Origin of the sequence: Rhizobium sp. TRM95796, from assembly GCF_025779995.1 — a bacterium.
Lineage (GTDB): Bacteria > Pseudomonadota > Alphaproteobacteria > Rhizobiales > Rhizobiaceae > Rhizobium_E.
Genome location: NZ_JAOXHE010000008.1, coordinates 372,678 through 396,257, shown reverse-complemented (window position 1 = coordinate 396,257; position 23,580 = coordinate 372,678). Strand labels below are relative to the sequence as shown.

Below are 23,580 nucleotides of genomic sequence, written 5' to 3'. Positions count from 1 at the left end.
CGTTTCTCGAAGCCCCGGAGAAAGAGGGCCACGTCGTCCCCCTTCCCCCAGCGCCGGCCCCATCTCGCCGCGACGCCTCGCGGTGTAGCCGATGACAGGACGAGAGACAGGATAGGGGGCGTGGGATGGTGGGGGATGAAAATATTTTTGGGAGGATGATTTTTTGGAGAAGACCCTCCCCCACCCCTCCCACAGGGGGAGGGGCTTAACTCGGGGCTGCCGCCGGCGCGCCACAGGTCAGCGCTGCGGACGAGAGGCCGATTTGGCTCGGCGGGTGAGGCGGCGCGAGCCCCTCCCCCTTGTGGGGAGGGGTTGGGGAGGGGTTTCCCCCGCTCTGTCGTCATCCTCGGGCTTGTCCCGAGGATCCAAGACAGTGAACAAAATCAAGCCGTTGCAGATGCTCGGGACAGGCCCGAGCATGACGACGACGAGGGTTTTAGTCTGTACACGGTTGACGGCGTGCACAGCCCCTCATCCGGCTGCCGCCACTTTCTCCCCGCGATTAGCGGGGAGAAGGGCGATCGGGGCGCCAACCGCGCCCAATACCAGTCCTCCCCAAAATCCGAAAATTTTCCGCATTCCCGTCTAGAAAAGGCCGGAATCACTCCCCAGATTAGGCTCGACCCTGGTCCGGGCCCCTCTGGTAGAAGCCGCCGGCGCTTTTACGATGTCGGACCTTACCGACAGCGATTGCCGGCGAGAGGATCTGGGCCATGACCATTTTCCCCATGACGACGCATGTCCGCGCGCCCCTGACCACAGGCGCTCGCAATCCCCTGCCCGCCCGCCCCGGGCTGGATGGCTCCGAGCCGCGTCAGGCGTCGGGACGGTTTCCCGCGACTATCTATCGCCAGCCGGCCAGCGCCGCGCGGCTATGACCGGCCGCGGGCCAGAGCAGGCCTGCGCGCGGAATGCGCCTCAAACTCATCCCCCACCTCCATCCGCGACGCAGAGCCCCAAGGCCGCGCCGGAGAGGCCCGAAAGGAAAAACTGAATGTCCGACTTCATCGCCGCCCTGATCGCCTTCTTCGTCATCGATCCGCTGACAGCGGAGCTCGACGGCAAGATCGCCGGGTTGAAATCCGCGCCCGAGACTGCGGCGATCGTCCGCGATTGCGCCGGCGCCATCGGCCCGCAACTGATCCAGAAGGCCTCCGGCGACTACTGGTGGGCCGCCACCACCGCCTTCAGCGTCGCTACCGGCCTGACCTCGCCCGAATCCCTGCTCGCCGACGGGCCCGCCTCCTGCCAGACCGCGCTTTCGCTGATGAAGGGCGAATCCGGCGAAGAGGCGGGCGAAGCCTGACGCCCGCTTTTATGGAGATCGACATGCATTCCCTGGAGACAATGATGCCCCCTCATACCGCCGCGCTTCGTCGCGAACCCGCTGATGACGTAGACAACGACAATATTCGCGCCCGCCGCAACGCGCTGATGGCCCATTGGGCGGCGGAGCGACTTGCGCTGTCCGCATGGGAGATCGCGGCCTATGCCGAGATGCTGCATGCCGTGGATCACGAAGAGCCCGGCGACGCCGATGTGCTGCGCCAACTGAAGGCGGATTTCGCCGAACGCGGCGTCGCCATCGACGAAAGGGAACTCGAAAGCGCCCTCAGGACTTGTCACAAGCAGGCGCTTCGCGAGACCTGGTGCACCGACTGACAGGCGACGGAATGGACGATACGACACAACAGCAACCGCCCCGCCGCGGCGTTGCCACGGAGACGCTCGAACGTCTGGTGGCGCGCGCCGCGGCGACACCCGATGGCAGCCTCAGCCTCAACGAGGTGGTAGGGGCCATGGGCCGCACCAGCATCGCCTTCACCATCCTCATCCTGTCGCTGCCGCCGCTCTGCCCGATCCCCGGCCCGTTCGGCGTGGTGTTCGGCACGGTGCTGGCGCTGGTGTCGCTGCAGATCATGGCCGGCGCGCGGCATATCTGGCTGCCGGGCTTTCTCGGCCGGCGGCGCATTTCAGCCCGCGTGCTGGACGTGACCTTCCGCTATACCGCGCCGATCATGGCGCGGGTCGAACGCTTCCTGAAGCGCGACCGGATGAAGGGCCTGACGGGGCTCGGCGTGCAGCGGATGCTGGGCCTGCCGGTGTTCCTGCTGGCGGTGGCGGTGGCGCTGCCCATTCCCTTCGGCAATTTCCTGCCGGTGCTGGCGCTGATGGTGATCTCCACGGCGCTGATCCAGCGCGATGGACTGGCGGTGATCGGTGGGCTGGCGATGACGCTGGTGGCGCTGGGCGCCACCGCGGCGCTGGTCTATGGCGCGGCGGAAGCCACGCTCTATCTGTTCGGTTGATCCGCGCTCGGACGCCTAGAGCCGCAGACCGGGAATGGCGAGCGGATTATCCTCGAGCGCCTGCCGATCCGGCCGATCGATCCGGGGGCGGCCGGTGAAGGCGTCGAACAGCGAGCGGACGAAGTCTTCGTCGAGATCCTGGGTGATCACCACCATGCGGGTGCGCCTGTCCTCGCCGGGCCAGGACGCCAGCCGCTCCGGCTGATGAAATACCGATTGCACGCCATGCAGCACCAAGGGACGGTCGGGATCGTCGCTCAGCTGCACGATGGCCTTCATCCGCAACAGCTTTTCCGCATGCGCAGAACGCAGCAGATCGACGAACATGCCGATGGCGGCAGGATCGATCGGCCGGTCATGGGTGATCGAAAAGGATCGGATCGCCTGATCGTGATGGTGGTGAGCGCCGTGATGATGGTCGTGCTCGCCGTGGTGAGGGTGGTCGTCATTATGATGACGGAGATGCCGGTGATGATCATGGCCGCAATGATCGTCGCAGACATGATCGTGATCGTCCTGCGCGGCGGCGTCGGCCAGCCAGCGGGCGGCGTCGGCGGTGCGGGTACGGGCGTCGAACAGGCCGGCGGAGAAGGTGTCATAGGCGCCCGCGCGGGCGGAATCGCCGTCGATCAGTTCGGCGCGCGGATTGAGCCCGCGCAGCCGCGCGATCAGTGCGGCGGCGGCCTCGTCCGAGGCCAGCGATTTCTTGGACAGGATCAGCCGATCGGCGAGCGCCGCCTGGCGGCGCGCTTCCTCATGCCGCTCCAGCGTCGAGACGCCGTTGACCGCATCCGCCACGGTGATGACGCCGTCGAGCGAAAAGACGCGGGCGAGATCGGGATGGCCGATGATCGACTGGATGACCGGGGCGGGATCGGCGAGCCCGGTGGTTTCGATCACCACGCGCGAGAGCGGTTTCATGCGGCCGCTCGCAATCGCTTCATGGAAGTTCATGAGCGTGTCCGTCAACTCGCCGCGCACCGTGCAGCACAGGCAGCCATTCGACAATTCGACGACCGAATCGGAGGCTTCCACCAGCAGATGATCGATGCCGACTTCGCCGAACTCGTTGATGATGACGGCGGCGTCGGCCATCTCGGGCTGTTTCAGCAAACGGTTGAGCAGCGTGGATTTGCCCGCGCCGAGAAAGCCGGTCAGGATCGAGACCGGGATGCGATCGGCCGGCGCGGCCATCAGTTGATCGGCCTCGGCTCGGGGATCGGGATATTGGCGATGACATCATCGCCGGCCGCGCTCTTGGCCGGCTTGCCCGCCGGCGTGATGGTGACGAGCGACAGCACCAGCGGCCGGCCGATCGGCTTCAGATAGGGCGACTTGACCTTCATGCTGACATCGTCATGGCCTTCCGAACGCACCTTCTTCTTGCCCTTCTTGGGGCAGATGTCGTCGGAAATGTCGCTGACCGCCTCGCGACCCGCGCCGTAAGCCGGCAGCCGGTCGATGCGCGGCATGCCGCCGTCGGAATTGATCGACAGGCCCTTTTCGAGCAGCGAGGCCGACAATTCGGCGCGCGCCACCAGACTGTCGGAGCCGAGCACGACCGAGAGGACCTGGCGGCCGTCGCGGGTGGCGGTCGAGACCTGGTTGAAGCCAGAGGCGCAGATGAAGCCGGTCTTCATGCCGTCGGCGCCCTCGAAGCGGCCGATCAGCTTGTTGTAATTGGGGATCTGCTTCTTGCCGACCTGCAGGCCTTCGATGCCGAAATAGCCGGCATATTGCGGATAGCGGTGGCGCAGCGTCAACGTCAGGATCGCCAGATCGCGGGCGGTGGTGTATTGGCCCTTGCCCGGCATGCCGTTGGGATTGATGAAATGCGACGAGCTCATGCCGAGATTGGCGGCCTCGGCATTCATCATGCCGACATAATTCTCCACCGAGCCGCCGAGATTTTCGGCGATGGCGAAGGCGATATCATTGGCCGATTTGACCAGCAGCAGCTTGAGCGCGTCGTCGAGCGTCATGGAATCGCCGGCCTTGAGATACATTTTCGAGGCGGGCTGGGCGGCCGACAGCTTGCTCATCACCACCGGCGTCGACAGCGAGGCCCGGCCGGCCTCGATCTGGCGGAAAGCGACATAGGCCGTCATCAGCTTGGTCAGCGAGGCTGGATACCACTTCTGAAAGGCGTCTTCGTGTTCGATCACCTTGCCGCTCTTCATGTCGACCAGGATATGCGGACCGGCTTCGGCCAGCGTTCCGCCCAGGGCAAGGCCCAAACCCAAGGTCACTGCGAGCAGTCTGTTCACGCCTTGCCGGACATCCGCCATCATCGCGTCTTCGCCTCGTCGATCGCCATCATAGAACTTTCTTTACCGGGCGGTATTTAGCCTATATGGCAAGGAGATGGCAGAAGTATTTTATTCTTCCGGTCATTTTCGCGCCTCCCCCGCGCGTCGACGCTCCGAGAAAGGATCGCCTGGAATGCCCATCCTCAACCGCGCCGGCGAAATGCAGGCGGAAATCGCCGCCTGGCGCCGCGACATTCATGAACATCCGGAACTGAATTACGACGTGGTGCGGACGGCCGCTTTCGCCGCCGCCAAACTGCGCGACTTCGGCGTCGACGAGGTGGTCGAGGGCCTGGGCCGCACCGGGGTGGTCGGGCTGATCAAGGGCGCCAAGGGAGATGGTCCGGTGATCGGCCTGCGCGCCGACATGGACGCGCTGCCGATGACCGAGATCAGCGGCAAGCCCTGGGCCTCCAAAACGCCCGGCAAGATGCATGCCTGCGGCCATGACGGACACACCGCCATGCTGCTCGGCGCGGCCCGCTATCTCGCCGAGACGCGGAATTTCGCTGGTTCCGTGGCGGTGATCTTCCAGCCGGCCGAAGAGGGCGGCGGCGGCGGCGACGCCATGGTGCGCGACGGCATGATGGAGCGTTTCGGCATTGCCGAAGTCTATGGCATGCACAATCTGCCGGGCCTGGAGATCGGCAAATTCGCCACCCGCAAGGGGCCGATCATGGCCTCGACCGACGAATTCCTGATCACCGTGCGCGGCAAGGGCGCGCATGCGGCGCTGCCGCATCGCGGCGTCGATCCGATCGTCATCGCGTCGCAGATCGTCTCGGCGCTGCAGACCATCGTCTCGCGCGTGACCGATCCGTTCGAATCGACCGTGGTGACAGTGACCAAATTCAACGCCGGCACGGCGATGAACGTCATTCCCGACGAAGCCCATCTCGGCGGCACCATTCGCACGCTGAACGCCGAGCAGCGCAGCCAGGCGCAGACGCGACTGAAGGAGATCGTGACGGGCGTCGCCACAGCGCTCGGCGCGGACGCCGATGTGCGGGTGCATACCGGCTACCCGGTCACCGTCAATCACGGCGCCCAGACCGACGCCGCCGTGCGCGTCGCCGCGGACATCGCCGGCGCGCCGAATGTCGACGGCGAGGGTTCGGCGATGATGGGCGGGGAGGATTTCTCCTATATGCTCAACGCCCGGCCCGGCAATTTCATCTTCATCGGCAATGGCGACAGCGCGGGGCTTCACAATCCGCGCTACGATTTCAACGACGAGATCATCCCCTATGGCGTGTCCTATTGGGTGAAGCTCGCCGAGACCAGACTGGCCGAACTCGGCTGAAAGCAAAAAGAATATGTAGGGAGGAGACCCTGACCATGAGCGCGACCAGCTGGCTCGACCTGCCCACCCATCGCGACTGGCTGAAGGCGGAAGCCGGCAAGCTGTTCGATTATTTCCAGTTCCGCTCGATCAATCCGAACGGCGGCTTCTTCGAATTCGGCCCCGATGGCCAGGTCCTCAATGCCGACAATCCCGTCCGCCCCGTCCATCTCGCCGCCCGCATGGTTCATTGCATGGTGATCGGCCATCTGCTCGGCCGTCCCGGCTGCGCCGATCTCATCGATCACGGCATGCGCTTTATCTGGGAGCGGCATCGCGATGCGGAGCATGGCGGCTATTTCTGGTCGGTCGACGACAACGGCCCCGTCGACGCCACCAAGCAGGGCTACGGCCACGCTTTCGTGCTGCTCGCCGCCTCCTCGGCGCTGCTGGTCGGCCATCCGCTCGCCGATCCGATGCTCGAGGATATCACCACCATTCTCGAAACCAAATTCTGGGAAGAGACCCACGGCGCGATCGCCGAGGAATTTGCCGCCGACTGGACGCCGGTCGCAGGCTATCGCGGCCAGAATTCCAACATGCATCTCACTGAAGCGCTGATGGCCGCCTATGAGGCGACCGAGGACGAAGGCTATCTCAAGATGGCCGAGCGCATCGCCGACCTCATCATCAACCGCAAGGCGCGGGAAGCGGGCTTCGTGGTCGGCGAACATTTCGACGAGAACTGGACGCTTCTGAAGGATTACAAGGGCAACGAGATGTTCCGCCCTTCCGGCACGACGCCGGGGCATGCTCTGGAATGGGCGCGGCTGATCCTGCAGCTCTACGCGCTCGGCGAGCGCAAGCTCGACTGGATTCCCGAAGCGGCGCAGGCATTGTTCGCCCAGGCCATGGCGCTGGGCTGGGACGGCAAGCATGGCGGCTTCTTTTACACGCTCGACTGGGACGGAGAGCCGGCCAAGCGCATGAAACTCTGGTGGCCGATGTGCGAAGGCGCCGCCGCAGCAGCCTATCTCATCCGCCACGTGCCCTCCGACATGCATGAGGATTGCTATCGGCTGATCTGGAACAAGATCGCGATGCACCATCTCGATCACGTCAGAGGCGGCTGGCATGAGGAACTGACCGAGACGCTTCAGCCCGCCCATGAAATCTTCCCCGGCAAGGGCGACATCTATCACGCGCTGCAGGCTTGCCTCATCCCGCTCTATCCCGCCGAGGGCTCGCTGACGCGGATGATCCTGGACGAGCAGGCCGGGCTGACGGCGACGGAAGAGTAAAAAACTCTCCAACGTCGTGCGCGGCCCCTCATCGAACGTCGCATCCGCACACCCTCCGTCATGCTTGGGCTTGTCCCAAGCATCTGCAACGGCTTCATGTTTCGCGATGGCTCAGATCCTCGGCACAAGGCCGAGGATGACGACGGAGAGGCCTTCAAACGCAAAAAAGTCGCCGACCTCTCGCGAGATCGGCGATCCTCATTCCATAAGCCAAAGCTATCTGATCAGAACTCTTCCCAGCCGCCGGCGCCGCCGCCTGCGGCAACTGCCCCGCCGCCTTCATAGGCGAGCGTGCTGGAGAACAGGTTTTCCAGATTGAGAAAACAGATCATCTGATTCTGATGCGCAAGAATGCCGTCGGCGAAGGCCGTGCTCTGGCCGGCGCTGGTCGGGATCGGCTGCAGGCTGTCGGCCGGCACGGTGAGGATGTCGGAAACGCCTTCGACCAAGAGGCCGACCGTCATCTTGTTGACGTCGGTGACGATGATGGCGCTGCGTTCGGAGGCTTCGGTGCCGGGCATGCCGAGTTTGACGGCGAGATCGATGATCGGGATGACCGTGCCGCGCAGATTGATGACGCCCAGCACTTCGTAAGGCGAATGCGGGATGGGCGTGACCGGGGCCCAGCCGCGAATTTCCCGGATCGAGCCGGTCTTCACGCAGAAGGATTGGTCATTGACTCTGAAGGCGATGATTTCCAAAGATCCGCTCATACCGATATTGATGCTCACGCCCCGACCCCCGCGACGACAGATGATATTGTTCTATCGCTATAGCGGGCAAAACTGGCGCAAGGCTGGCGCGGGGGCCTCGGGCCTGCGGCTACCGCCACTCGTGAAGTCTGTCGGTCATCAGCGGTCGGGCCGAGGCCAAAGACAGGGTCTCGCCCGCTTGCGCCGCAAAGGCTTGCGCATCGTCCGCAGCATTGAAGCCGATGAAGATCATCGACAGCGAGCGCGATTTCGCCGCGCCCTTCTTGCGATAGGCAAGCCGGACTGCGCAGTGCGGAAAATCCTCGTCGAGCGTCACGCCGGCCGGCAAGGCGTCGGCGAAGGCGAGATGCGCGCCGAGACCGAGAAAGCGGTCGATGGCGGCGTGAGCAGCCGCCTCGGGCAGCTGGCGGTTCTCAGTAGCCTTGGGCGGACGGCCCCAGAACAGACTGTCGACCACGCCCTTGGCCCGCTTGGTCTGCAACACCACCAACCCGCCCGCGGCGGCCAGCTCAATATGGGCGTCCCAACTCTGGAAGCGCTCGGGCGTCTGGGCGAGTTGGGTCAGGAGCGAGCGGAGGTCGGCGGTGAGATCGGAATAGAGGGCGGCGGGCATGGAGGTGGTCTCGGACTTGAGGAAGGTGGTGGTTTAGCGCCTCCTAGCATGACAGGAGTGTGGTGGACATGGGCGTTGTGAATTGCACGCAAGAAGCCTATATTGTGGTCTCTTGTGGTCACAGCGGAGATAATTCTATGGCCAGTGTCGGCGTGAAGGAAGCCAAGGCGGCGCTGTCGGGACTGGTGGATGAGGCGGCGTCCGGCGTATTCGTGACCATCACTCGGCACGGCAAACCTGCAGCGGTTTTGGTCAGCCTGGAGGCGGCGGAGGCGGCGAGGCGCGCTCTGGCTGCGGACCGCCCGAGTCTGGTCGATCACCTCAAGCGCTTTCCGGTCGATATCGATCTCGACGACGAGATTTTCTCACGGAGCAGAATGCCTTCCCGCGAGATCGATCTTTGAGCGGCTATCTGTTCGATACCGATGTGCTCTCCCTGCTGGCTCCGGGGCGCGTGAATGTGCCGGAAGGTTTTGTTGCCTGGGCGGAAGCGCGGGAAAGCCGGATCTTCATCTCAGCCGTGTCGATCCACGAAATTGAAAAAGGCGTTCGACTATTGGAGGCCAAGGGCGCTGTACGTAAGGCGCGCAACCTAGAACAATGGCTGCAATCGCTCGTCACGAAGCTCGGAGATTTCGTCTTGCCGGTCGATGCAGCCGTGGCCAGGGTTTCCGGAGAATTCGAAGCCAAGGCTATCACCGGTGGTTTCAATCCTGGCGCTTCAGATGCGATGATCGCCGGAACGGCGAAATATCACCAACTTACCGTCGTCACACGAAATATGCGGCATTTCAGTGCGTTCGAGATTGAGGTGATTGGCGTTGACGCCATCACATAGTGCGAACATTGCGCCGCGAGTCTCTCCGTTCGACGCCACAGAGGATGTCGAGCGTTGGTGCAAAGTGGAGACAGATTATGTCGGCAACAGCGCAGCGGGAATGATCACCCCGCCGCCTTCAGCGGCTCCGGACGCTTGACCAGCCTCGACGCCTCGATGACCAGCGGCAACAACCCCTCGCCGCCGGCGTCGACATGGTCGAGAAAGGCGCGGCGCATGCGCGGCTCCCAGAACTTGTTGATATGCGCCGCGACGCCTGACGCGCGCTCGGCTTCGGGCTGCGACAGAAAGAAAGTGGCGATCTGGTTGGCCATGCGCACGAGCTTGTCAGGCTGCATCGGCTTTGTCTCCCGTGATGATCCGGTCTGCGCCGGTGAAAATGTCGAAATCCTCGCCGCGCGCCAGCGCCACGAGCGTCATGCCGGCGCGCGCGGCCATGTCGATGGCGAGCGCGGTGGGCGCGGAAATGCCGATGAGCGCTCCCGAACCGAGCTTGGCCGTCTTCTGCACCAGTTCGACCGACAGGCGCGAGGTCATGATCACGGCGCCGGAGGCGCCCTCGACGCCAGCGCGGGCCAAGGCGCCGATCAGCTTGTCGAGCGCATTGTGGCGGCCGACATCCTCGCGCACGGCGACGAGGCCCTGGCCGGGAATGTAGAAAGCGGCGGCGTGGACGGCGCGGGTTTCAGTGTTGAGCGGCTGGCGCGGCGTCAGTTCCGCCATGGCGCGGGCGATGTCGGCGGGCGCGAGGCGGAGGCTGGCGGCGGAGACGTCGGCGGCGGGCTTCAACGCCTCCTCGATCGATTCCACCCCGCAGAGGCCGCAGCCGACCGGCCCGGCCTTGGCGCGGCGGCGGGCGCGCAGCGTGACATCGAGATCGTCGCGGAGCGCGATCTGCAGGTCGACGCCGCCCGAGGCGGGCTCGATGGCGATCGCCTCGATCTCATCGATGCCAGTGACAATGCCTTCCGACAATGAGAAGCCGATGGCGAAATCTTCGAGATCGGCAGGGGTCGCCATCATCACCGCTTCCGTCGAGCCGCCATAGGACAGCGCGACGGCGCTTTCTTCGGCGACGATGCGCTGGTCTTGCGAGAAGCGGTCGTTGCGGAAGATGAGGTCGGGGACGCGGCGGGAGGGGTCAGGCGCTTCAGGCATTGAGCATGCCCCCCTCTGCCCTGCCGGGCATCTCCCCCACAAGGGGGGAGAATAGCAGACGGCTCTCACCCTGCCTCATGGAGAAGTCGAGTGCTGCGTTTATGACGCTAGAGAGAGGGCGAACGGATGCCCCATACAATCTCCCCCCTTGAGGGGGAGATGCCCGGCAGGGCAGAGGGGGGTACGCCACCGATGCAATCAACAACCTTACTCCGCAGCTTCCAGCTTGCCGGCGATGCGGCGGCTGAGCCTGGAAAGTTCGCTGTAATCCTCCTGCCATTCCGACGGACCATTCGACGGCGACACCTGCACCGCCGTCACCTTGTATTCCGGACAATTGGTCGCCCAGTCGGAGAAATCGGTGGTGATGACGTTGGCCTGGGTCACCGGGTGATGGAAGGTGGTGTAGACCACGCCCGGAGCGACCTTGTCGGTGATCAGCGCCCGGAGCGACGTCTCGCCGGCGCGGGAGGCGAGCCGCACCCAGTCGCCATCGCGGATGCCGCGATTTTCGGCGTCATGGGGATGGATTTCCAGCCGGTCCTCGGGATGCCAGGCGGTGTTGCCGGTGCGGCGGGTCTGCGCCCCGACATTGTACTGGCTGAGCACGCGGCCGGTGGTGAGCAGCAGCGGGAAGCGCGGGCCGGTCTTCTCGTCGGTCGCCACATATTCGGTGCGGATGAACTTGCCCTTGCCGCGCACGAAACCATCGACATGCATGATCGGCGAACCCTCGGGGGCCTTCTCGTTGCAGGGCCATTGCACCGAGCCCATCTTCTCCAGATACTCATAGCTGACGCCGGCGAAGCTGGGCGTCGTCGCGGCGATCTCGGCCATGATCTCGGAGGGATGGCTGTAGGTCCAGTTGAGCCCCATCGCCTGGGCGAGATGCTGGGTGACTTCCCAATCGGCGTAGCCGTTTTTCGGGCTCATGACCCGGCGGACGCGGTTGATGCGGCGCTCGGCATTGGTGAAGGTGCCGTCCTTCTCAAGAAAGGTCGAGCCCGGCAGGAAGACATGGGCGTAATTGGCCGTCTCGTTGAGGAAGAGATCCTGCACCACGACGCATTCCATCGCCGCCAGACCCGCCGACACATGCTTGGTGTCGGGATCGGACTGCAGAATGTCCTCGCCCTGGATATAGATGCCCTTGAACGTGCCCTCGACGGCGGCGTCCAACATATTGGGAATGCGCAGGCCCGGCTCGTTGGAAAGCGTCACGCCCCAGAGATTTTCGAACACGGCGCGGGTGGCGTCGTCAGACACATGCCGGTAGCCCGGCAGTTCATGCGGGAAGGAGCCCATGTCGCAGGAGCCCTGGACATTGTTCTGGCCGCGCAGCGGGTTCACGCCGACGCCGGGCCGGCCGATATTGCCGGTGGCCATGGCGAGATTGGCGATGGCCATGACAGTGGTCGAACCCTGGCTGTGTTCGGTGACGCCCAGACCGTAATAGATCGCGCCGTTGCCGCCGCGGGCGAAGAGACGGGCGGCGCCGCGCGCCAGTTCCGGATCGACGCCGGTGACGGCGGCGAGAGCTTCGGGGCTGTGGCGTTCGTCGGAGACGAATTCCGCCCAGTCCTCGAATTCCGACCAGTCGCAGCGCTCGCGGATGAAGGCCTCATTGAACAGCCCTTCGGTGACGATGACATGGGCGAGCGAGGTGACCACCGCGACATTCGTGCCGGGCTTGAGCGGCAGATGGTAATCCGCCTTCACATGCGGCGAAGAGACGAGCTCGATCTTGCGCGGATCGATGACGATGAGCTTGGCGCCCTGGCGCAGGCGCTTCTTCAGACGCGAGCCGAACACCGGATGGCCCTCGGTGGGATTGGCGCCGATGACGATGACCACGTCGGTATGCTCGACCGAATCGAAATCCTGCGTGCCGGCCGAGGTGCCGAAGGCCTGGCCGAGGCCATAGCCGGTCGGCGAATGGCAGACGCGGGCGCAGGTGTCGACATTGTTGTTACCGAAGCCGGCGCGGATCAGCTTCTGCACCAGATAGGTTTCTTCATTGGTGCAGCGCGACGAGGTGATGCCGCCGATCGACTCGCGGCCATACTGATACTGGAGGCGGCGGAATTCCGAGGCGACATGCGCATAGGCCTCCGCCCAGGTGACTTCGCGCCAGGGGTCGGAGATCTTCTCGCGGATCATCGGGTTGAGGATGCGATCCTTGTGGGTCGCATAGCCATAGGCGAAACGGCCCTTGACGCAGGAATGGCCGCGATTGGCCTTGCCATCCTTCCAAGGCACCATGCGCACCAGCTCTTCGCCGCGCATTTCCGCCTTGAAAGAGCAGCCGACGCCGCAATAGGCGCAGGTGGTGACCTTGGAATGTTCGGGCTGGCCGATCTCGATCACCGACTTTTCCGTCAGCGTCGCGGTGGGGCAGGCCTGCACGCAGGCGCCGCAGGAGACGCATTCCGAATTCAGGAACTGCTCATGCATGCCGGGCGAGACGCGGCTGTCGAAACCGCGGCCTTCGATCGTCAGCGCAAACGTGCCCTGCACTTCCTCGCAGGCCCGCACGCAGCGCGAGCAGACGATGCATTTGGAGGGATCATAGGTGAAATAGGGATTGCTCTCGTCCTTGGCCATCCAGCGGGCGTTGACCTCGCCGCCGGTGTCGCGGGCCTTGACGTGATTGTCACCCTCATAGCCATAGCGGACATCGCGCAGGCCGACCGCGCCGGCCATGTCCTGCAATTCGCAATCGCCATTGGCGGCGCAGGTGAGACAGTCGAGCGGATGGTCGGAGATGTAAAGCTCCATCACGCCCTTGCGGATGTCCTTCAGCCGCGAGGTCTGGGTGTGGACGACGAGGCCATCGGCGACCGGCGTGGTGCAGGAGGCGGGCGTGCCGTTGCGGCCTTCGATCTCGACAAGACAGAGGCGGCAGGAGCCGAAGGCGTCGACCATGTCGGTGGCGCAGAGTTTCGGCACCTGAATGCCGGCTTCCATCGAGGCGCGCATGATCGAGGTGCCCTCGGGCACGCTGATCGTCTGGCCGTCAATGGTCAGCGTGACGGTCTTTTCGGACTTGGACGCCGGGGTGCCGTAGTCGATTTCATGAATGAGGCTCATGGATTTCCTCCAGTCAGTTCTGTCGCTGGCGAAAGGCGCACGCGCGCCTCACTGCTCATAAATTCAATCAGGCCCAACGGCAGGCCTTCCTCGAATGCGGAAAACGAGAAGCTTTTTTCTACGTCCGAATAGAAAACCTCAGCAACCTGCTCTGTCTTGTCGCCGAGGATCTCCCAAGCTTCCAGTGACATGCCGTTGCGTACGAGGTCAGAAGCAATCGCCGTTTCGAACACTCTGCTGCCAAAGGTCAAAGTCGCCATATTTACTCCGTGTGGAAGCCGGCTATTCTGAGTCGATTTCACGGATGAGGAACATGAATCCCAACTCTCTACTGTCATCCTCTGGCTTGCCGTTCGCACATTAATGTGCGACATTGATTTCTCGTGAACTGGATAGCCCCGATGAAGCGCGAGCAGTTTATCCGAGAACTTCGAAAGCTGGCGCGCGAGATGGGCAAGCCGTTCGACGTGTTCGAGGATCGCGGCAAGGGCTCTCACTACCGCGTGACCTGCGACGGACGGATGAGCACCATCAAATCCGGGGACCTGACGCCGACTTATATGAAGCTCGTCAAGAAGCAGCTCGGACTGGACTGAACAGTCTGCAGCTTCGTTGGAAGGAATGAGACCATGCGCTACGCCTATTTCGCCACTGTGACGGAAGATGCGGATGGAGGCTTCATCGTGACCTTCGACGACGTTCCCGAGGCGATCACCGCTGGCGACACGCGGGAAGAGGCGCTGAGCAACGCGCGCGACGCGCTGGGACTTGCCCTGCGCGGCATTCTCGCCGAAGGACGAACCATACCGACGCCCCAGGCTGATGACGGCGCGCCGATCTCTGTGGACGCCGATGTCGCCGCTAAGCTCGCGGTCGTTCAGGCCTTCCGTGACGCCGGCATTTCCAAGAGCGAACTCGCCAGACGGCTGGGCAAAAGCGAGAACGAGGCGCGGCGTCTTCTCGACCCCGACCATCCCTCCAAGATCGGCCCGTTGCAGGACGCGCTGAGAGCGCTGGGCATGCAGATGTATGTAACGGTTCAGGCTGCCTGAACCAGATCTCTCCGCCGTCATCCTCGGGCTTGTCCCGAGGATCTGCTGTGTCTGAATGTCGGCATTCGGCGCCGTCGCCCGAATGGCGATCACGCTAGATCCTCGGGACAAGGCCGAGGATGACGGAGAAGAAAGCACGCTCACTCCGCCGCCTCCCGCAGCGGCGCCGGGATGAAATCCTCCGGGAAATGCGTGATCGCGCTCATCACCGGATAGGGCGTGAAGCCGCCGAGCGCGCAGAGCGAGCCGAATTTCATCGTGTTGCAGAGATCCTTGATGAGCGCCATGTTCTTCTCGACCTCGACGCCCTGCAGGATTTTGTCGATCACTTCGGCGCCGCGGGTCGAGCCGATGCGGCAGGGAGTGCATTTGCCGCAGGATTCGACGGCGCAGAATTCGAAGGCGAATTTGGCCTGGGCCAGCATGTCGGCGGTGTCGTCGAACACGGTGATGCCGGCGTGTCCGATCAGCCCGTCCTTGGCCGCGAAGGCTTCGTAATCGAACAGCGTGTCGAAGAGGTCGGTGGGGAAATAGGCGCCCAGCGGGCCGCCGACCTGCACGGCCTTCACAGGACGGCCGGTGGCCGCGCCGCCGGCGATATGCAGCACGATCTCGCCGAGCGACAGGCCGAAGGCCGTCTCGTAGAGGCCGCCATATTTCACATTGCCGGCGATCTGGATCGGGATCGTGCCGCGCGAACGGCCCATGCCGAAATCCTTGTAGAAGGCCGCGCCGCGATCCAGGATCACGGGCACCGACGCCAGCGAGATGACGTTGTTGACCACGGTCGGGCGACCGAGGAAACCCTGAAGCGCCGGCAGCGGCGGCTTGGCGCGGACGACGCCGCGCTTGCCTTCGAGCGAATTGAGCAGCGCCGTTTCCTCGCCGCAGACATAGGCGCCCGCGCCGACCCGGACCTCCATGTCGAAGGCCTTGCCGGATCCGAGCACGGAGGGACCGAGCACGCCGGCGCTCCGGGCGATCTCGATGGCTTCGCGCATGATCAGGATGGCGTTGGGATATTCCGAACGGGTGTAGATATAGCCGCGCGTCGCGCCCACCGCGAGACCGGCGATCGCCATGCCCTCGATCAGCACGAAGGGGTCGCCTTCCATGATCATGCGGTCGGCGAATGTGCCGCTGTCGCCTTCGTCGGCGTTGCATACGATGTATTTCTGGTCGGCCTGCGCCTGGGCGACCGTGTTCCACTTGATGCCGGTGGGGAAGCCCGCGCCGCCGCGGCCGCGCAGGCCCGATTCGGTGACCTCTCGGACGATGGCGGCGGGATCGAGCTTGACGGCCTTTTCGAGCCCGGCGAGGCCGGCATGGGCGCGGTAATCCTCGAGCGACAGGGGATCGATGACGCCGCAGCGGGCGAAGGTCAGCCGCGTCTGGTTCTTGAGGAAAGGAATGGCCTTTGTGCGGCCATGACAGAGCGGATGATCCGCGCCCGCCATCAGGCCGGCGTCGAGAAGGCCGGCGACATCGGAGGCCTTGACCGGACCATAGGCGATGCGGCCTTCCGGCGTGGCGACTTCCACCATCGGCTCCAGCCAATGCAGGCCGCGCGAACCATTGCGGATGATGACGGCGTCGAGGCCGCGGGCGGCGATTTCGGCATGAAAGGCCTGGGCGACCTTTTCGGCGCCGAGGGCAAGGGCTGCGGAATCGCGGGGGACATAGATCTTGACGGTCATGCCCTGATCTCCTGGATGAGGGCTGACAACTCGTCCTTGGTCAGGCGGCCGTGAAGCGCCCCGTCCAACTGAGCGGCGGGGGCGGTGGAACAGAGCCCGAGGCAATAGACCGGCTCCAGCGTAACCTTGCCGTCGGGCGTGGTCTCGTGCCAGTCGAGGCCGAGTTCGGCGCAGGCATGCTCGGCGATCTCGCGCCCGCCCATGGATTGGCAGGCTTCGGCGCGACAGAGTCGCAGCACATGCCGGCCGGCAGGCTCATGGCGGAATTCATGATAGAAAGTGACGACGCCATGAACCTCGGCGCGCGACAGATTAAGCTCGCGGGCGATGACGGGCAGGCAATCTTCCGGCACATAGCCGAACTCTTCCTGGACGGCGTGCAGGATCGGCAGAAGCGGGCCTTCGAGACCCTTCAGCCGATGCACGATTTCAAGCGCCGCCTCAGTTGCGCCATCGGGCTTCACATGGATATTCATACGGTCCTCGCCGGTTCAGGTCGCCGCGTCCGGCAGGGCGAAAGCCATTGGGCCCCCTCCTCGCCTCCAACCGAGCCTGTGCGGAACACAGGCCGCCCGACCGGAACTCTGTCGGCCAGGCAATCGCTGACATCGGAGGGTGACGAAAGAACGGCCGTAGGTCAATAAGGGGGAATCGTGGATCGATAGGAAATTTCTATCAAGGCTGGACGGTTGCGCTCCGATAAATTCGCGTAATACTTTGATCTCCTGAAGCCAAGGGAGAGAAGCATGAAAGTGTCGTCAGCGGATCTCGTCGAGAATTTTGGCGCCATTTCAGACAAAGCGCTTGTAGAGCCGGTGACAATCACGGCTGATGGACAGGAGCGACTGGTGCTTCTTTCAAGCGCCGAATACGACCGTTTGAAGCGGCGAGACCGACGCGCCATCCTCGTTGAAGATCTGTCGGACGAGGAGATGGCCGACATCGTTGGCCAGCGCGTTCCGGAACGCTTTGACCATCTCAATGAAGAACTGAAAGACTGGCAGCCATGACATGGCCCCTTCCCGAGCCGGGCATGGTGATCCGCTATGCCTATCTCTGGAAGGAAGACGCGATCGCCGGTCGAGATGAGTCGAGAAAAGACCGACCCTGCGCGATCGTTCTTGTCACACGGATGGAACAAGACGATCGAAAAGTTCTTGTTGTTCCTGTAACGCACACGCCGCCCCGCATTAGCGCCAGCGCAGTTGAAATACCGTTGCAAGTCAAACAAAGACTGGGATTGGACAGCGAACGATCCTGGGTGGTGCTGACCGAACTGAATGAATTCATCTGGCCGGGCCCAGACATCCGCCCCATCGGCAAAACCGGAAGCCCTGTCTATGGATTTTTGCCCAACACCTTCTTCCGGCATCTGATAACGCGCCTTGCTGCAGCGCGGGCCAGCCGCATCAAACGAACATGACCTTCAACGCAGCCCCCGCGCCGCATTGATCAGCGCCGAAACCAGCGGCGTGTTGGGATCGCGTTCCAGCGCCACCAGACCGACGAGATGCGTGGGTGCGGGATCGGTGAGCGGAATGATCGCCACCTGGTCGGCAAAACCGAAGGAGCGGGCGGCTTCCTCCGGCATGATCGAGGCCCATTGGCCCGTCAGCACATGAGTGAAGAGCACGATCATCGAATTGGTTTCGAGCCGCGGCTCGACCTTGGCGCCGGCTTCGCCCAGATGCTTGTTGATGATGCGGCGGTTCTGCATGTCGGCGGTCAGCAGGCAGAGCGGCAAATCCGACGCCTCGCGCCAGGTGATGCTGGCGCGGTTTGCCTCGGGCGCGCGTTTCGATACGACGAGGTGATAGCGTTCTTCGATCAGGGGAACGCTGACCACCCGGCCGAGCGGCTCGTTGTCGAGATAGGTGATGCCGATATCGGTTTCGAGATTGTCGAGCTGACTGAGGATCTTGAGCGAGGTCGCCGACTGCACCGAAAAGGTGACGGCGGGGTGCTTTTCCTGAAACGGGCCCGTGAGCCTCGGGATCAGCGACAGCGCGGTCGGGATGGCGGCGATGCGAACATGGCCGGAGAGACCCGTGCGCGCCGCCCGCATCTCCTGTTTCATGGTGCGGGCGTCGCCGACGATGCGGCGGGCCCATTCCAGCACCCGCTGGCCCTCCGGCGTCAGACCCTGATAGCGTGAGCCGCGACTGACGAGCATGACGCCGAGTTCGTTTTCCAACTGACGGATCGCCGCCGACAGCGTCGGCTGGGTGACGCCGCATTCCTCGGCGGCGCGGCCGAAATGCTGCTCGCGCGCCAGCGTCAGAAAGAATTGCAGCTTGTCGATCATCTCGGCCTCTTCGCCCGAAAGGATGCGGCCGGGCGTCCGACCGGTTTGCAAGATTTTCCTTCAAAAGCCAAGCGATCTGCGCTAGAGGGCTGAACCAAACGAAGACCCATCGTCAGAAGGCCAGACCCATGGACAAGTTCACCACGCTGACCGGCATCGCCGCCCCCTATCCCGTCGTCAATATCGACACGGACATGATCATCCCCAAGGATTATCTGAAGACCATCAAGCGCACCGGTCTGGGCTCGGGTCTGTTCGCCGAGGCCCGCTTCAAGGAAGACGGCTCTGAAAACCCCGATTTCGTGCTAAACAAGCCGGCCTATCGCAAGGCCGAGATCCTGGTGGCCGGCGACAATTTCGGCTGCGGCTCCTCGCGCGAACACGCGCCCTGGGCGCTGCTCGACTTCGGCATCCGCTGCGTGATCTCCACCAGCTTCGCCGACATCTTCTACAACAACTGTTTCAAGAACGGCATCCTGCCGATCGTGGTGAAGCCGGAAGAACTGGAAAAGCTGCTCGACGACGCCTCGCGCGGCGCCAACGCCACGCTGACGGTCGACCTGGCCGCCCAGGAAATCCGCGGTCCCGACGGCGGCGTCATCAAGTTCGACATCGACGCCTTCAAGAAGCATTGCCTGCTGAACGGTCTCGACGACATCGGCCTGACGCTCGAAAAGGCCGCCTCGATCGACGCTTTCGAAAAGTCGAACGCCGCTTCGCGCCCCTGGGCGTAAACGCGCTCTCCGCTGGATTTGCTCTAGCGCATAGCTTGAAGAACCGGAGACGGCTCGCTGAGGCGGGCCGTTTTTGCGTCTGACGCGACCGTGATTCCCTGGTCGAGAAGCGCCTGCCGGATGGCGTCGACGGGCTCGGTGCTCGGAATGGCTCCGAGGAAACGCCGGAGCTTGCCATCGTCGAGCGAATGCGGTCGGCGCCAGAGATAGGTCATCGTCAGCAGCGCCTTGACCACCGGCGTGAAGGGCGCGACGAGCCGCATCGGCAGCCAGGACATATGCTTGAACGTCACGGGCCGGCCGAGCGCCTGCTGCGTGAGCGCGTGAAACGCATGGCCGGTGAGCGTATGCCCTTCGAAATTGAAGGTTTCGAAGGCGGGCAATTCCGTCATGCGTTCGCCGAGCCGCACGAAGGTTTCGGCGAGATCCGGCAGATAGGCAAAGGCGTGGGCGATATCCATGTCGCCCGGCCATTGCAGCACGCCCTTGCGGATCCGGGTGATCATCGCCTGGTCGAACCACGCGCCCTTGCCGGCCGTTCCGTAGAAATCGCCGGCGCGCAGGACGACCGTCTGGACGCCGGATCGTTCGGCCTCTTCCGCGAACAACGTCTCCATGGCGATGCGGATGCGCGCATGCTCGGTGTCGGGTGAAAAGGGCGTCTGCTCATCGGCCTGCATCGGAATGCGATAGCCGTAATTATAGACATTGCCGGCGAAGAGATGGCGCGCGCCATGGGCGCGGGCGGCCGCCATGACATTGCGCGCCATCGGCAGGGCGTAGCGCGGCCATTGATGATAGAGCGGATTGAGGCCGTTGAAGATGATATCGGCGCCGCGCGTGGCGGCGATCAGATCGGCCTCCACCATCGCATCGGCGGCGCGGTAATCGACGCTGCCGACCAGACCGCGGCAGACGCCGGAACGGGTGACGGCGATGACCTGATGGCCATGCGCGAGAAAGGCGCGGGCTACGGCATGGGCTACTCTTCCATTGGCTCCGAGAACGGCGATGCGCATGATGTTTTCTCCTGGTCGGTGCGTGAAGACTGGAACATAGCGATCGGCTTCGTTATATTAAATCGATAGAAAGCTATAGTTTCTATTCGAAAGTGAATAGATGGATCTCGACTGGAATCTGATCCGCAGCTTCGTCACCGTGGCGGAAAGCGGCAGCCTGATTGCGGCGGCGCGATGGATCGGCGTCAGCCAACCCGCGCTCGGCCGGCATATCGACGAACTGGAACGCCAGCTCGGGCTGACATTGTTCAGCCGCGGCCGCGCCGGCATGCGGCTGACGGAAGCCGGAATGGCGCTGCTCGAAGACGCCCGCTCGATCCGCAGCGACGTCGATCACCTCCTCTTGCGGGCGGCGGGCCAGAGCGACCGGGTGAGCGGATCAGTCAGGATCACCGCAAGCCAGGTAATGGCGACCTATGTGCTGCCGCCGATGCTGGCGCGCCTGAAACAGGCCGAGCCCGGGCTGGACATCGAACTCGCGTCCGACAATGCCATCGCCAATCTTCTGGCCCGCGACGCCGACATCGCCATCCGCATGGCGCGGCCCGTGCAGAACGACCTGATCGCCCAGAAGATCGGCGACCTCGCTCTGGGCTGTTTCGCGCATCGCGACTATGTCGCGCGGCGCGGCGCGCCCGTATCGCTGAAAGAATTCGGGGAGCATGATCTGGTCGGTTATGACCGCGTCACCCGCATTCTCGACGCGATGGGTCATTTCGGTCTGACGATGAACAGGAGCGATTTCGGCTTCCGCACCGATGACGAAGTGGCGCAATGGGAACTGGTGCGCGCCGGCGGCGGCATCGGCTTTGCGCAACTGGCGATCGCCGCCCGCGACGCCGATCTCCAGAGGCTTCTTACCGATCTGCCGCTTCCGCGCCTGCCGCTCTGGCTGGCGGCGCATCAGGAACTGAAGACCAACCGGCGCATCCGCCGCGCACTGGATTTCCTGCAAGGAGAACTCAAGGCCTATGCGGCCGAATGCGCCGAGCCGTGATCACGCCTCGGAAACCGACGCCTCGATCTCCTCGATGTCCTCGTCGGACAGGCCGAAGTGGTGGCCGATCTCGTGGATCAGCACATGGGCGATGATGTCGCCCAGAGTCTCCTCGTTCTCGGCCCAGTAATCGAGGATCGGACGGCGATAGAGGGTGACGCGATTGGGCAATTCGCCGTTTTCGACCGAGAACCGTTCGGTGACGCCGCGGCCTTCGAAAAGGCCGAGCAGGTCGAACGGCGTCTCCAGCGCCATGTCCTCGAAAATGTCGTCGGACGGGAAATCCGCAATCTGGATGATCAGATCCTGACAGAGCGCGCGGAAATCGTCGGGCAACTGCCCATAGGCCTCGCGCGCCAATTGTTCGATCGCTTCCAGCGACGGGGCATAGGCGTCCCGCCAAATATCCGTCTGGTCTATACTCGCCATGATCACTCCTGTCGGCCCGTATATAAAGCCAGGCTTTCGCTTTTGCGAGTATGAAAATCGTCAGTTTCGGCGCTCGGCTCAGGTTCCCGTGCGGATGATCCTGAGGATGACCAGCAGGATCACGGCGCCGATGGTGGCGTGGATCACCGACCAGACGAATCCGCCTCCGACCCCGAAGCCGAGATAGGGCAGCAGGAAGCCGGAAATGACCGCGCCGACGACGCCGACCACGATATTGCCGAGCAGGCCGAAGCCGCCGCCCTTGACGAGAAGCCCCGCCAGCCAGCCGGCCAGCGCGCCGATGATGAGGAAAACCAGAAGACTACCGACGCCCATGCGCGCCCTCCCATAATCCCGATGGATCATAGGTGGCGCGTCCCGAAGCCGCTGTCAATCAGGCTTCGGTCGACCAAAAGCCGGAAAAACAGGGGTCAGACGATGCCGCCGCCGCCGGACGTGACCACAGGGCGCTCGGCTGCGACCTTGGCGCGATAGTTGGAGGCGCGATAGGCGCCGATCGGGTTGATCGCGCCGCCGCGCTCCAGCCGGGCCATGGCCAGGATCGGCTCGACATCGGTGCGGAAGGCTTTCTTCAGCGTTTCCGTCGCCATGATCGCGTCATTGTTGTCCTGGCAGGCGACGAGCGTTTCGCGATTGACCATCAGCGCCTGGGCGTAAGCGCGGCTGACTTCGGTGGCGCTGGCGATCAGGCTTTCGATGGGATCGGTGACGTTATGGCTCTGGTCGAGCATATGCGCCGGCCGGAAGTCCTTGACCTTGTTGACTTCGGCGTCGACCAGCTCGTTGAACACCAGGAACAGCCGGTAGGGATCGACCGAGCCGGTGTCGAGATCGTCGTCGCCATATTTCGAATCGTTGAAATGGAAGCCGCCGAGCTTGCCGAACTGGATCAGCCGGGCGACGATCATCTCGATATTGGTGTTGGGCGCGTGGTGACCGAGATCGACCAGGCACTGCGCTTTGGGGCCGAGCTCCTGGGCGATGAGGTAATTGGTGCCCCAATCCTGCACCACGGTCGAATAGAAGGCCGGCTCGAACATCTTGTGCTCGGTGAACAGCCGCCAGTCGTCCGGCAGGCCGGCGTAAACGGCCTTCATGGATTCGAGATAGCGCTCGAAGCTCTTGGTGAAATTGACCTGGCCCGGGAAATTCGAGCCGTCGCCGATCCACACCGTCAACGCCTTGGAGCCGAGCGCCTTGCCGATCTCGATACATTCGAGATTGTGCTCGATCGCCTGCTCGCGGGTGGCGTAATCGGTGTGGCTGAGCGAGCCGTATTTATAGGAGCGCGCCTGGTCGGGCTGGTCCTGGAAGGTGTTGGAGTTCATCGCATCGAAGGCGAGATCGAGCTCGTCGGCCTTCTGCTTGAGGGCCGCGAGATCCTCCACCTTGTCCCAGGGGATATGCAGCGACACCGTGGGCGTGATGCGGGTGAGCTGGTGGATCACGGCGCAATCTTCGAGCTTGTCGAAGATGCCGCGCGGCTCGCCGGGGCCGGGGAAGCGGGCGAAGCGGGTGCCGCCGGTGCCGACGCCCCAGGAGGGCACGGCGACGCCATAAGCGGCGACCTTGCTCTTCACCCAGTCGATGTCGATGCCGCGACGGGCGAGCAGCTCGCCGAGATGATTGTATTCGCGGCGGAGCGCGCCGACATATTTGTGATTGTCGCTGTCAACGACACTGGACGTCAAGATTCCCATCCGCCTGTCTCCC

At 63.6% G+C, this 23,580-nt stretch carries 29 protein-coding genes; 14 read left to right on the top strand and 15 right to left on the bottom strand.

What is annotated here, in order from left to right:
* Positions 1-713 precede the first annotated feature (713 nt).
* The 4 genes from OCK01_RS18405 (at position 714) to OCK01_RS18390 (ending at position 2,309) form a co-directional block, all read left to right on the top strand.
* The gene (locus OCK01_RS18405) at positions 714-878 is read left to right on the top strand and encodes a hypothetical protein (protein WP_182828190.1); all 165 of its coding nucleotides are present in this window, start codon (positions 714-716) and stop codon (positions 876-878) included.
* Between the two features lie 116 nt (positions 879-994).
* Complete coding sequence (locus OCK01_RS18400) at positions 995-1,306, top strand: hypothetical protein (protein ID WP_182828189.1); 312 nt, start codon at positions 995-997, stop codon at positions 1,304-1,306.
* Positions 1,307-1,350: 44 nt separating this feature from the next.
* A complete protein-coding gene (locus OCK01_RS18395; protein ID WP_263825170.1) occupies positions 1,351-1,662 on the top strand; it encodes a DUF1476 domain-containing protein in 312 nt (103 codons plus the stop codon).
* Positions 1,663-1,673: 11 nt separating this feature from the next.
* Positions 1,674-2,309, top strand: a complete 636-nt coding sequence (locus OCK01_RS18390) for an exopolysaccharide biosynthesis protein (protein WP_263825169.1) — start codon at positions 1,674-1,676, stop codon at positions 2,307-2,309.
* 15 nt (positions 2,310-2,324) lie between these two features.
* On the opposite strand, the gene OCK01_RS18385 is transcribed toward OCK01_RS18390, so the two are convergent.
* Together OCK01_RS18385 and OCK01_RS18380 are read right to left on the bottom strand one after the other, a co-directional pair.
* Positions 2,325-3,503, bottom strand: a complete 1,179-nt coding sequence (locus OCK01_RS18385; RefSeq protein WP_263825168.1) for a CobW family GTP-binding protein — start codon at positions 3,501-3,503, stop codon at positions 2,325-2,327.
* The gene (locus tag OCK01_RS18380; protein WP_412179031.1) at positions 3,503-4,597 is read right to left on the bottom strand and encodes a D-alanyl-D-alanine carboxypeptidase family protein; all 1,095 of its coding nucleotides are present in this window, start codon (positions 4,595-4,597) and stop codon (positions 3,503-3,505) included. Before OCK01_RS18380 ends, OCK01_RS18385 begins: the two co-directional genes overlap by 1 nt.
* 154 nt (positions 4,598-4,751) lie before the next feature.
* On the opposite strand from OCK01_RS18380, the gene OCK01_RS18375 reads away from it, so the two are divergent.
* Both OCK01_RS18375 and OCK01_RS18370 read left to right on the top strand, forming a co-directional pair.
* Entirely contained in the window at positions 4,752-5,921 is a 1,170-nt protein-coding gene (locus OCK01_RS18375) for a M20 aminoacylase family protein (protein ID WP_263825166.1), read from the top strand.
* Between the two features lie 35 nt (positions 5,922-5,956).
* Positions 5,957-7,201, top strand: a complete 1,245-nt coding sequence (locus tag OCK01_RS18370) for an AGE family epimerase/isomerase (RefSeq protein WP_263825165.1) — start codon at positions 5,957-5,959, stop codon at positions 7,199-7,201.
* Between the two features lie 224 nt (positions 7,202-7,425).
* Here the strand turns inward: OCK01_RS18370 and OCK01_RS18365 are convergent, their stop codons facing one another.
* A complete protein-coding gene (locus tag OCK01_RS18365; protein WP_263825188.1) occupies positions 7,426-7,914 on the bottom strand; it encodes a chemotaxis protein CheW in 489 nt (162 codons plus the stop codon).
* A gap of 109 nt (positions 7,915-8,023) precedes the next feature.
* The gene (locus OCK01_RS18360; RefSeq protein WP_263825164.1) at positions 8,024-8,527 is read right to left on the bottom strand and encodes a hypothetical protein; all 504 of its coding nucleotides are present in this window, start codon (positions 8,525-8,527) and stop codon (positions 8,024-8,026) included.
* A 137-nt stretch (positions 8,528-8,664) separates the two neighbouring features.
* Here OCK01_RS18360 and OCK01_RS18355 point away from each other — a divergent pair, with 137 nt between their 5' ends.
* The gene (locus OCK01_RS18355) at positions 8,665-8,931 is read left to right on the top strand and encodes a type II toxin-antitoxin system Phd/YefM family antitoxin (RefSeq protein ID WP_263825163.1); all 267 of its coding nucleotides are present in this window, start codon (positions 8,665-8,667) and stop codon (positions 8,929-8,931) included.
* Complete coding sequence (locus tag OCK01_RS18350) at positions 8,928-9,365, top strand: type II toxin-antitoxin system VapC family toxin (protein WP_263825162.1); 438 nt, start codon at positions 8,928-8,930, stop codon at positions 9,363-9,365. The genes OCK01_RS18355 and OCK01_RS18350 overlap by 4 nt, the downstream gene beginning before the upstream one ends.
* Positions 9,366-9,469: 104 nt before the next feature.
* On the opposite strand, the gene OCK01_RS18345 is transcribed toward OCK01_RS18350, so the two are convergent.
* The 4 genes from OCK01_RS18345 to OCK01_RS18330 all read right to left on the bottom strand — a co-directional run bounded on the left by OCK01_RS18345 (position 9,470) and on the right by OCK01_RS18330 (position 13,873).
* Positions 9,470-9,703 (bottom strand): formate dehydrogenase subunit delta, encoded by a 234-nt coding sequence (locus OCK01_RS18345; RefSeq protein ID WP_263825161.1) that lies wholly within the window; start codon positions 9,701-9,703, stop codon positions 9,470-9,472.
* Complete coding sequence (fdhD, locus tag OCK01_RS18340; protein ID WP_263825160.1) at positions 9,693-10,523, bottom strand: formate dehydrogenase accessory sulfurtransferase FdhD; 831 nt, start codon at positions 10,521-10,523, stop codon at positions 9,693-9,695. Before fdhD ends, OCK01_RS18345 begins: the two co-directional genes overlap by 11 nt.
* Before the next feature lie 207 nt (positions 10,524-10,730).
* Complete coding sequence (fdhF, locus tag OCK01_RS18335) at positions 10,731-13,613, bottom strand: formate dehydrogenase subunit alpha (protein WP_263825159.1); 2,883 nt, start codon at positions 13,611-13,613, stop codon at positions 10,731-10,733.
* A complete protein-coding gene (locus OCK01_RS18330) occupies positions 13,610-13,873 on the bottom strand; it encodes a hypothetical protein (protein ID WP_263825158.1) in 264 nt (87 codons plus the stop codon). Before OCK01_RS18330 ends, fdhF begins: the two co-directional genes overlap by 4 nt.
* 141 nt (positions 13,874-14,014) lie before the next feature.
* Here OCK01_RS18330 and OCK01_RS18325 point away from each other — a divergent pair, with 141 nt between their 5' ends.
* Both OCK01_RS18325 and OCK01_RS18320 read left to right on the top strand, forming a co-directional pair.
* The gene (locus tag OCK01_RS18325; protein ID WP_263825157.1) at positions 14,015-14,209 is read left to right on the top strand and encodes a hypothetical protein; all 195 of its coding nucleotides are present in this window, start codon (positions 14,015-14,017) and stop codon (positions 14,207-14,209) included.
* 33 nt (positions 14,210-14,242) lie between these two features.
* A complete protein-coding gene (locus OCK01_RS18320) occupies positions 14,243-14,665 on the top strand; it encodes a type II toxin-antitoxin system HicB family antitoxin (protein WP_263825156.1) in 423 nt (140 codons plus the stop codon).
* A gap of 140 nt (positions 14,666-14,805) precedes the next feature.
* Here the strand turns inward: OCK01_RS18320 and OCK01_RS18315 are convergent, their stop codons facing one another.
* Positions 14,806-16,362 carry a formate dehydrogenase beta subunit gene (locus OCK01_RS18315; RefSeq protein ID WP_263825155.1) on the bottom strand — a complete coding sequence of 519 codons (1,557 nt, stop codon included), beginning with the start codon at positions 16,360-16,362 and terminating at the stop codon, positions 14,806-14,808.
* Complete coding sequence (locus OCK01_RS18310; protein ID WP_263825154.1) at positions 16,359-16,838, bottom strand: formate dehydrogenase subunit gamma; 480 nt, start codon at positions 16,836-16,838, stop codon at positions 16,359-16,361. The genes OCK01_RS18315 and OCK01_RS18310 overlap by 4 nt, the downstream gene beginning before the upstream one ends.
* 270 nt (positions 16,839-17,108) lie before the next feature.
* On the opposite strand from OCK01_RS18310, the gene OCK01_RS18305 reads away from it, so the two are divergent.
* Together OCK01_RS18305 and OCK01_RS18300 are read left to right on the top strand one after the other, a co-directional pair.
* On the top strand, positions 17,109-17,372 hold the full coding sequence (locus OCK01_RS18305; protein ID WP_263825153.1) for a type II toxin-antitoxin system Phd/YefM family antitoxin: 264 nt from the start codon (positions 17,109-17,111) through the stop codon (positions 17,370-17,372).
* A 23-nt stretch (positions 17,373-17,395) separates the two neighbouring features.
* Positions 17,396-17,785, top strand: a complete 390-nt coding sequence (locus OCK01_RS18300) for a hypothetical protein (protein WP_263825152.1) — start codon at positions 17,396-17,398, stop codon at positions 17,783-17,785.
* A gap of 3 nt (positions 17,786-17,788) precedes the next feature.
* Here OCK01_RS18300 and OCK01_RS18295 read toward each other — a convergent pair whose 3' ends face one another.
* Positions 17,789-18,667: a LysR family transcriptional regulator gene (locus OCK01_RS18295; protein WP_263825187.1), complete on the bottom strand. Its 879-nt coding sequence runs from the start codon at positions 18,665-18,667 to the stop codon at positions 17,789-17,791.
* Positions 18,668-18,795: 128 nt separating this feature from the next.
* On the opposite strand from OCK01_RS18295, the gene leuD reads away from it, so the two are divergent.
* Positions 18,796-19,401, top strand: coding sequence for a 3-isopropylmalate dehydratase small subunit (leuD, locus tag OCK01_RS18290; RefSeq protein ID WP_263825151.1), 606 nt, complete (start codon positions 18,796-18,798; stop codon positions 19,399-19,401).
* A gap of 23 nt (positions 19,402-19,424) precedes the next feature.
* Here the strand turns inward: leuD and OCK01_RS18285 are convergent, their stop codons facing one another.
* A complete protein-coding gene (locus tag OCK01_RS18285) occupies positions 19,425-20,420 on the bottom strand; it encodes an NAD-dependent epimerase/dehydratase family protein (RefSeq protein ID WP_263825150.1) in 996 nt (331 codons plus the stop codon).
* Between the two features lie 100 nt (positions 20,421-20,520).
* Here OCK01_RS18285 and OCK01_RS18280 point away from each other — a divergent pair, with 100 nt between their 5' ends.
* Complete coding sequence (locus OCK01_RS18280; RefSeq protein ID WP_263825149.1) at positions 20,521-21,417, top strand: LysR family transcriptional regulator; 897 nt, start codon at positions 20,521-20,523, stop codon at positions 21,415-21,417.
* Here the strand turns inward: OCK01_RS18280 and OCK01_RS18275 are convergent, their stop codons facing one another.
* The 3 genes from OCK01_RS18275 to rhaI all read right to left on the bottom strand — a co-directional run bounded on the left by OCK01_RS18275 (position 21,418) and on the right by rhaI (position 23,567).
* Positions 21,418-21,846 carry a metallopeptidase family protein gene (locus OCK01_RS18275; RefSeq protein WP_182828173.1) on the bottom strand — a complete coding sequence of 143 codons (429 nt, stop codon included), beginning with the start codon at positions 21,844-21,846 and terminating at the stop codon, positions 21,418-21,420.
* Between the two features lie 78 nt (positions 21,847-21,924).
* Positions 21,925-22,182: a GlsB/YeaQ/YmgE family stress response membrane protein gene (locus OCK01_RS18270; RefSeq protein ID WP_263825148.1), complete on the bottom strand. Its 258-nt coding sequence runs from the start codon at positions 22,180-22,182 to the stop codon at positions 21,925-21,927.
* Between the two features lie 95 nt (positions 22,183-22,277).
* The gene (rhaI, locus tag OCK01_RS18265; RefSeq protein ID WP_263825147.1) at positions 22,278-23,567 is read right to left on the bottom strand and encodes an L-rhamnose catabolism isomerase; all 1,290 of its coding nucleotides are present in this window, start codon (positions 23,565-23,567) and stop codon (positions 22,278-22,280) included.
* Positions 23,568-23,580: the final 13 nt, after the last annotated feature.

What these genes read in the sequence shown, in the direction of transcription:
- OCK01_RS18270 (WP_263825148.1), bottom strand. Translation starts at nt 22,182, where the DNA reads ATGGGCGTCGGTAGTCTTCTGGTTTTCCTCATCATCGGCGCGCTGGCC.
- OCK01_RS18320 (WP_263825156.1), top strand. Translation starts at nt 14,243, where the DNA reads ATGCGCTACGCCTATTTCGCCACTGTGACGGAAGATGCGGATGGAGGC.
- OCK01_RS18385 (WP_263825168.1), bottom strand. Translation starts at nt 3,503, where the DNA reads ATGGCCGCGCCGGCCGATCGCATCCCGGTCTCGATCCTGACCGGCTTT.
- OCK01_RS18345 (WP_263825161.1), bottom strand. Translation starts at nt 9,703, where the DNA reads ATGCAGCCTGACAAGCTCGTGCGCATGGCCAACCAGATCGCCACTTTC.
- OCK01_RS18390 (WP_263825169.1), top strand. Translation starts at nt 1,674, where the DNA reads ATGGACGATACGACACAACAGCAACCGCCCCGCCGCGGCGTTGCCACG.
- fdhF (WP_263825159.1), bottom strand. Translation starts at nt 13,613, where the DNA reads ATGAGCCTCATTCATGAAATCGACTACGGCACCCCGGCGTCCAAGTCC.
- OCK01_RS18275 (WP_182828173.1), bottom strand. Translation starts at nt 21,846, where the DNA reads ATGGCGAGTATAGACCAGACGGATATTTGGCGGGACGCCTATGCCCCG.
- OCK01_RS18380 (WP_412179031.1), bottom strand. Translation starts at nt 4,597, where the DNA reads ATGGCGGATGTCCGGCAAGGCGTGAACAGACTGCTCGCAGTGACCTTG.
- OCK01_RS18280 (WP_263825149.1), top strand. Translation starts at nt 20,521, where the DNA reads ATGGATCTCGACTGGAATCTGATCCGCAGCTTCGTCACCGTGGCGGAA.
- OCK01_RS18365 (WP_263825188.1), bottom strand. Translation starts at nt 7,914, where the DNA reads ATGAGCGGATCTTTGGAAATCATCGCCTTCAGAGTCAATGACCAATCC.
- OCK01_RS18375 (WP_263825166.1), top strand. Translation starts at nt 4,752, where the DNA reads ATGCCCATCCTCAACCGCGCCGGCGAAATGCAGGCGGAAATCGCCGCC.
- OCK01_RS18355 (WP_263825163.1), top strand. Translation starts at nt 8,665, where the DNA reads ATGGCCAGTGTCGGCGTGAAGGAAGCCAAGGCGGCGCTGTCGGGACTG.
- fdhD (WP_263825160.1), bottom strand. Translation starts at nt 10,523, where the DNA reads ATGCCTGAAGCGCCTGACCCCTCCCGCCGCGTCCCCGACCTCATCTTC.
- OCK01_RS18405 (WP_182828190.1), top strand. Translation starts at nt 714, where the DNA reads ATGACCATTTTCCCCATGACGACGCATGTCCGCGCGCCCCTGACCACA.
- OCK01_RS18330 (WP_263825158.1), bottom strand. Translation starts at nt 13,873, where the DNA reads ATGGCGACTTTGACCTTTGGCAGCAGAGTGTTCGAAACGGCGATTGCT.
- OCK01_RS18325 (WP_263825157.1), top strand. Translation starts at nt 14,015, where the DNA reads ATGAAGCGCGAGCAGTTTATCCGAGAACTTCGAAAGCTGGCGCGCGAG.
- leuD (WP_263825151.1), top strand. Translation starts at nt 18,796, where the DNA reads ATGGACAAGTTCACCACGCTGACCGGCATCGCCGCCCCCTATCCCGTC.
- OCK01_RS18295 (WP_263825187.1), bottom strand. Translation starts at nt 18,667, where the DNA reads ATGATCGACAAGCTGCAATTCTTTCTGACGCTGGCGCGCGAGCAGCAT.
- OCK01_RS18395 (WP_263825170.1), top strand. Translation starts at nt 1,351, where the DNA reads ATGCCCCCTCATACCGCCGCGCTTCGTCGCGAACCCGCTGATGACGTA.
- OCK01_RS18285 (WP_263825150.1), bottom strand. Translation starts at nt 20,420, where the DNA reads ATGCGCATCGCCGTTCTCGGAGCCAATGGAAGAGTAGCCCATGCCGTA.
- rhaI (WP_263825147.1), bottom strand. Translation starts at nt 23,567, where the DNA reads ATGGGAATCTTGACGTCCAGTGTCGTTGACAGCGACAATCACAAATAT.
- OCK01_RS18305 (WP_263825153.1), top strand. Translation starts at nt 17,109, where the DNA reads ATGAAAGTGTCGTCAGCGGATCTCGTCGAGAATTTTGGCGCCATTTCA.
- OCK01_RS18315 (WP_263825155.1), bottom strand. Translation starts at nt 16,362, where the DNA reads ATGACCGTCAAGATCTATGTCCCCCGCGATTCCGCAGCCCTTGCCCTC.
- OCK01_RS18300 (WP_263825152.1), top strand. Translation starts at nt 17,396, where the DNA reads ATGGTGATCCGCTATGCCTATCTCTGGAAGGAAGACGCGATCGCCGGT.
- OCK01_RS18360 (WP_263825164.1), bottom strand. Translation starts at nt 8,527, where the DNA reads ATGCCCGCCGCCCTCTATTCCGATCTCACCGCCGACCTCCGCTCGCTC.
- OCK01_RS18310 (WP_263825154.1), bottom strand. Translation starts at nt 16,838, where the DNA reads ATGAATATCCATGTGAAGCCCGATGGCGCAACTGAGGCGGCGCTTGAA.
- OCK01_RS18370 (WP_263825165.1), top strand. Translation starts at nt 5,957, where the DNA reads ATGAGCGCGACCAGCTGGCTCGACCTGCCCACCCATCGCGACTGGCTG.
- OCK01_RS18400 (WP_182828189.1), top strand. Translation starts at nt 995, where the DNA reads ATGTCCGACTTCATCGCCGCCCTGATCGCCTTCTTCGTCATCGATCCG.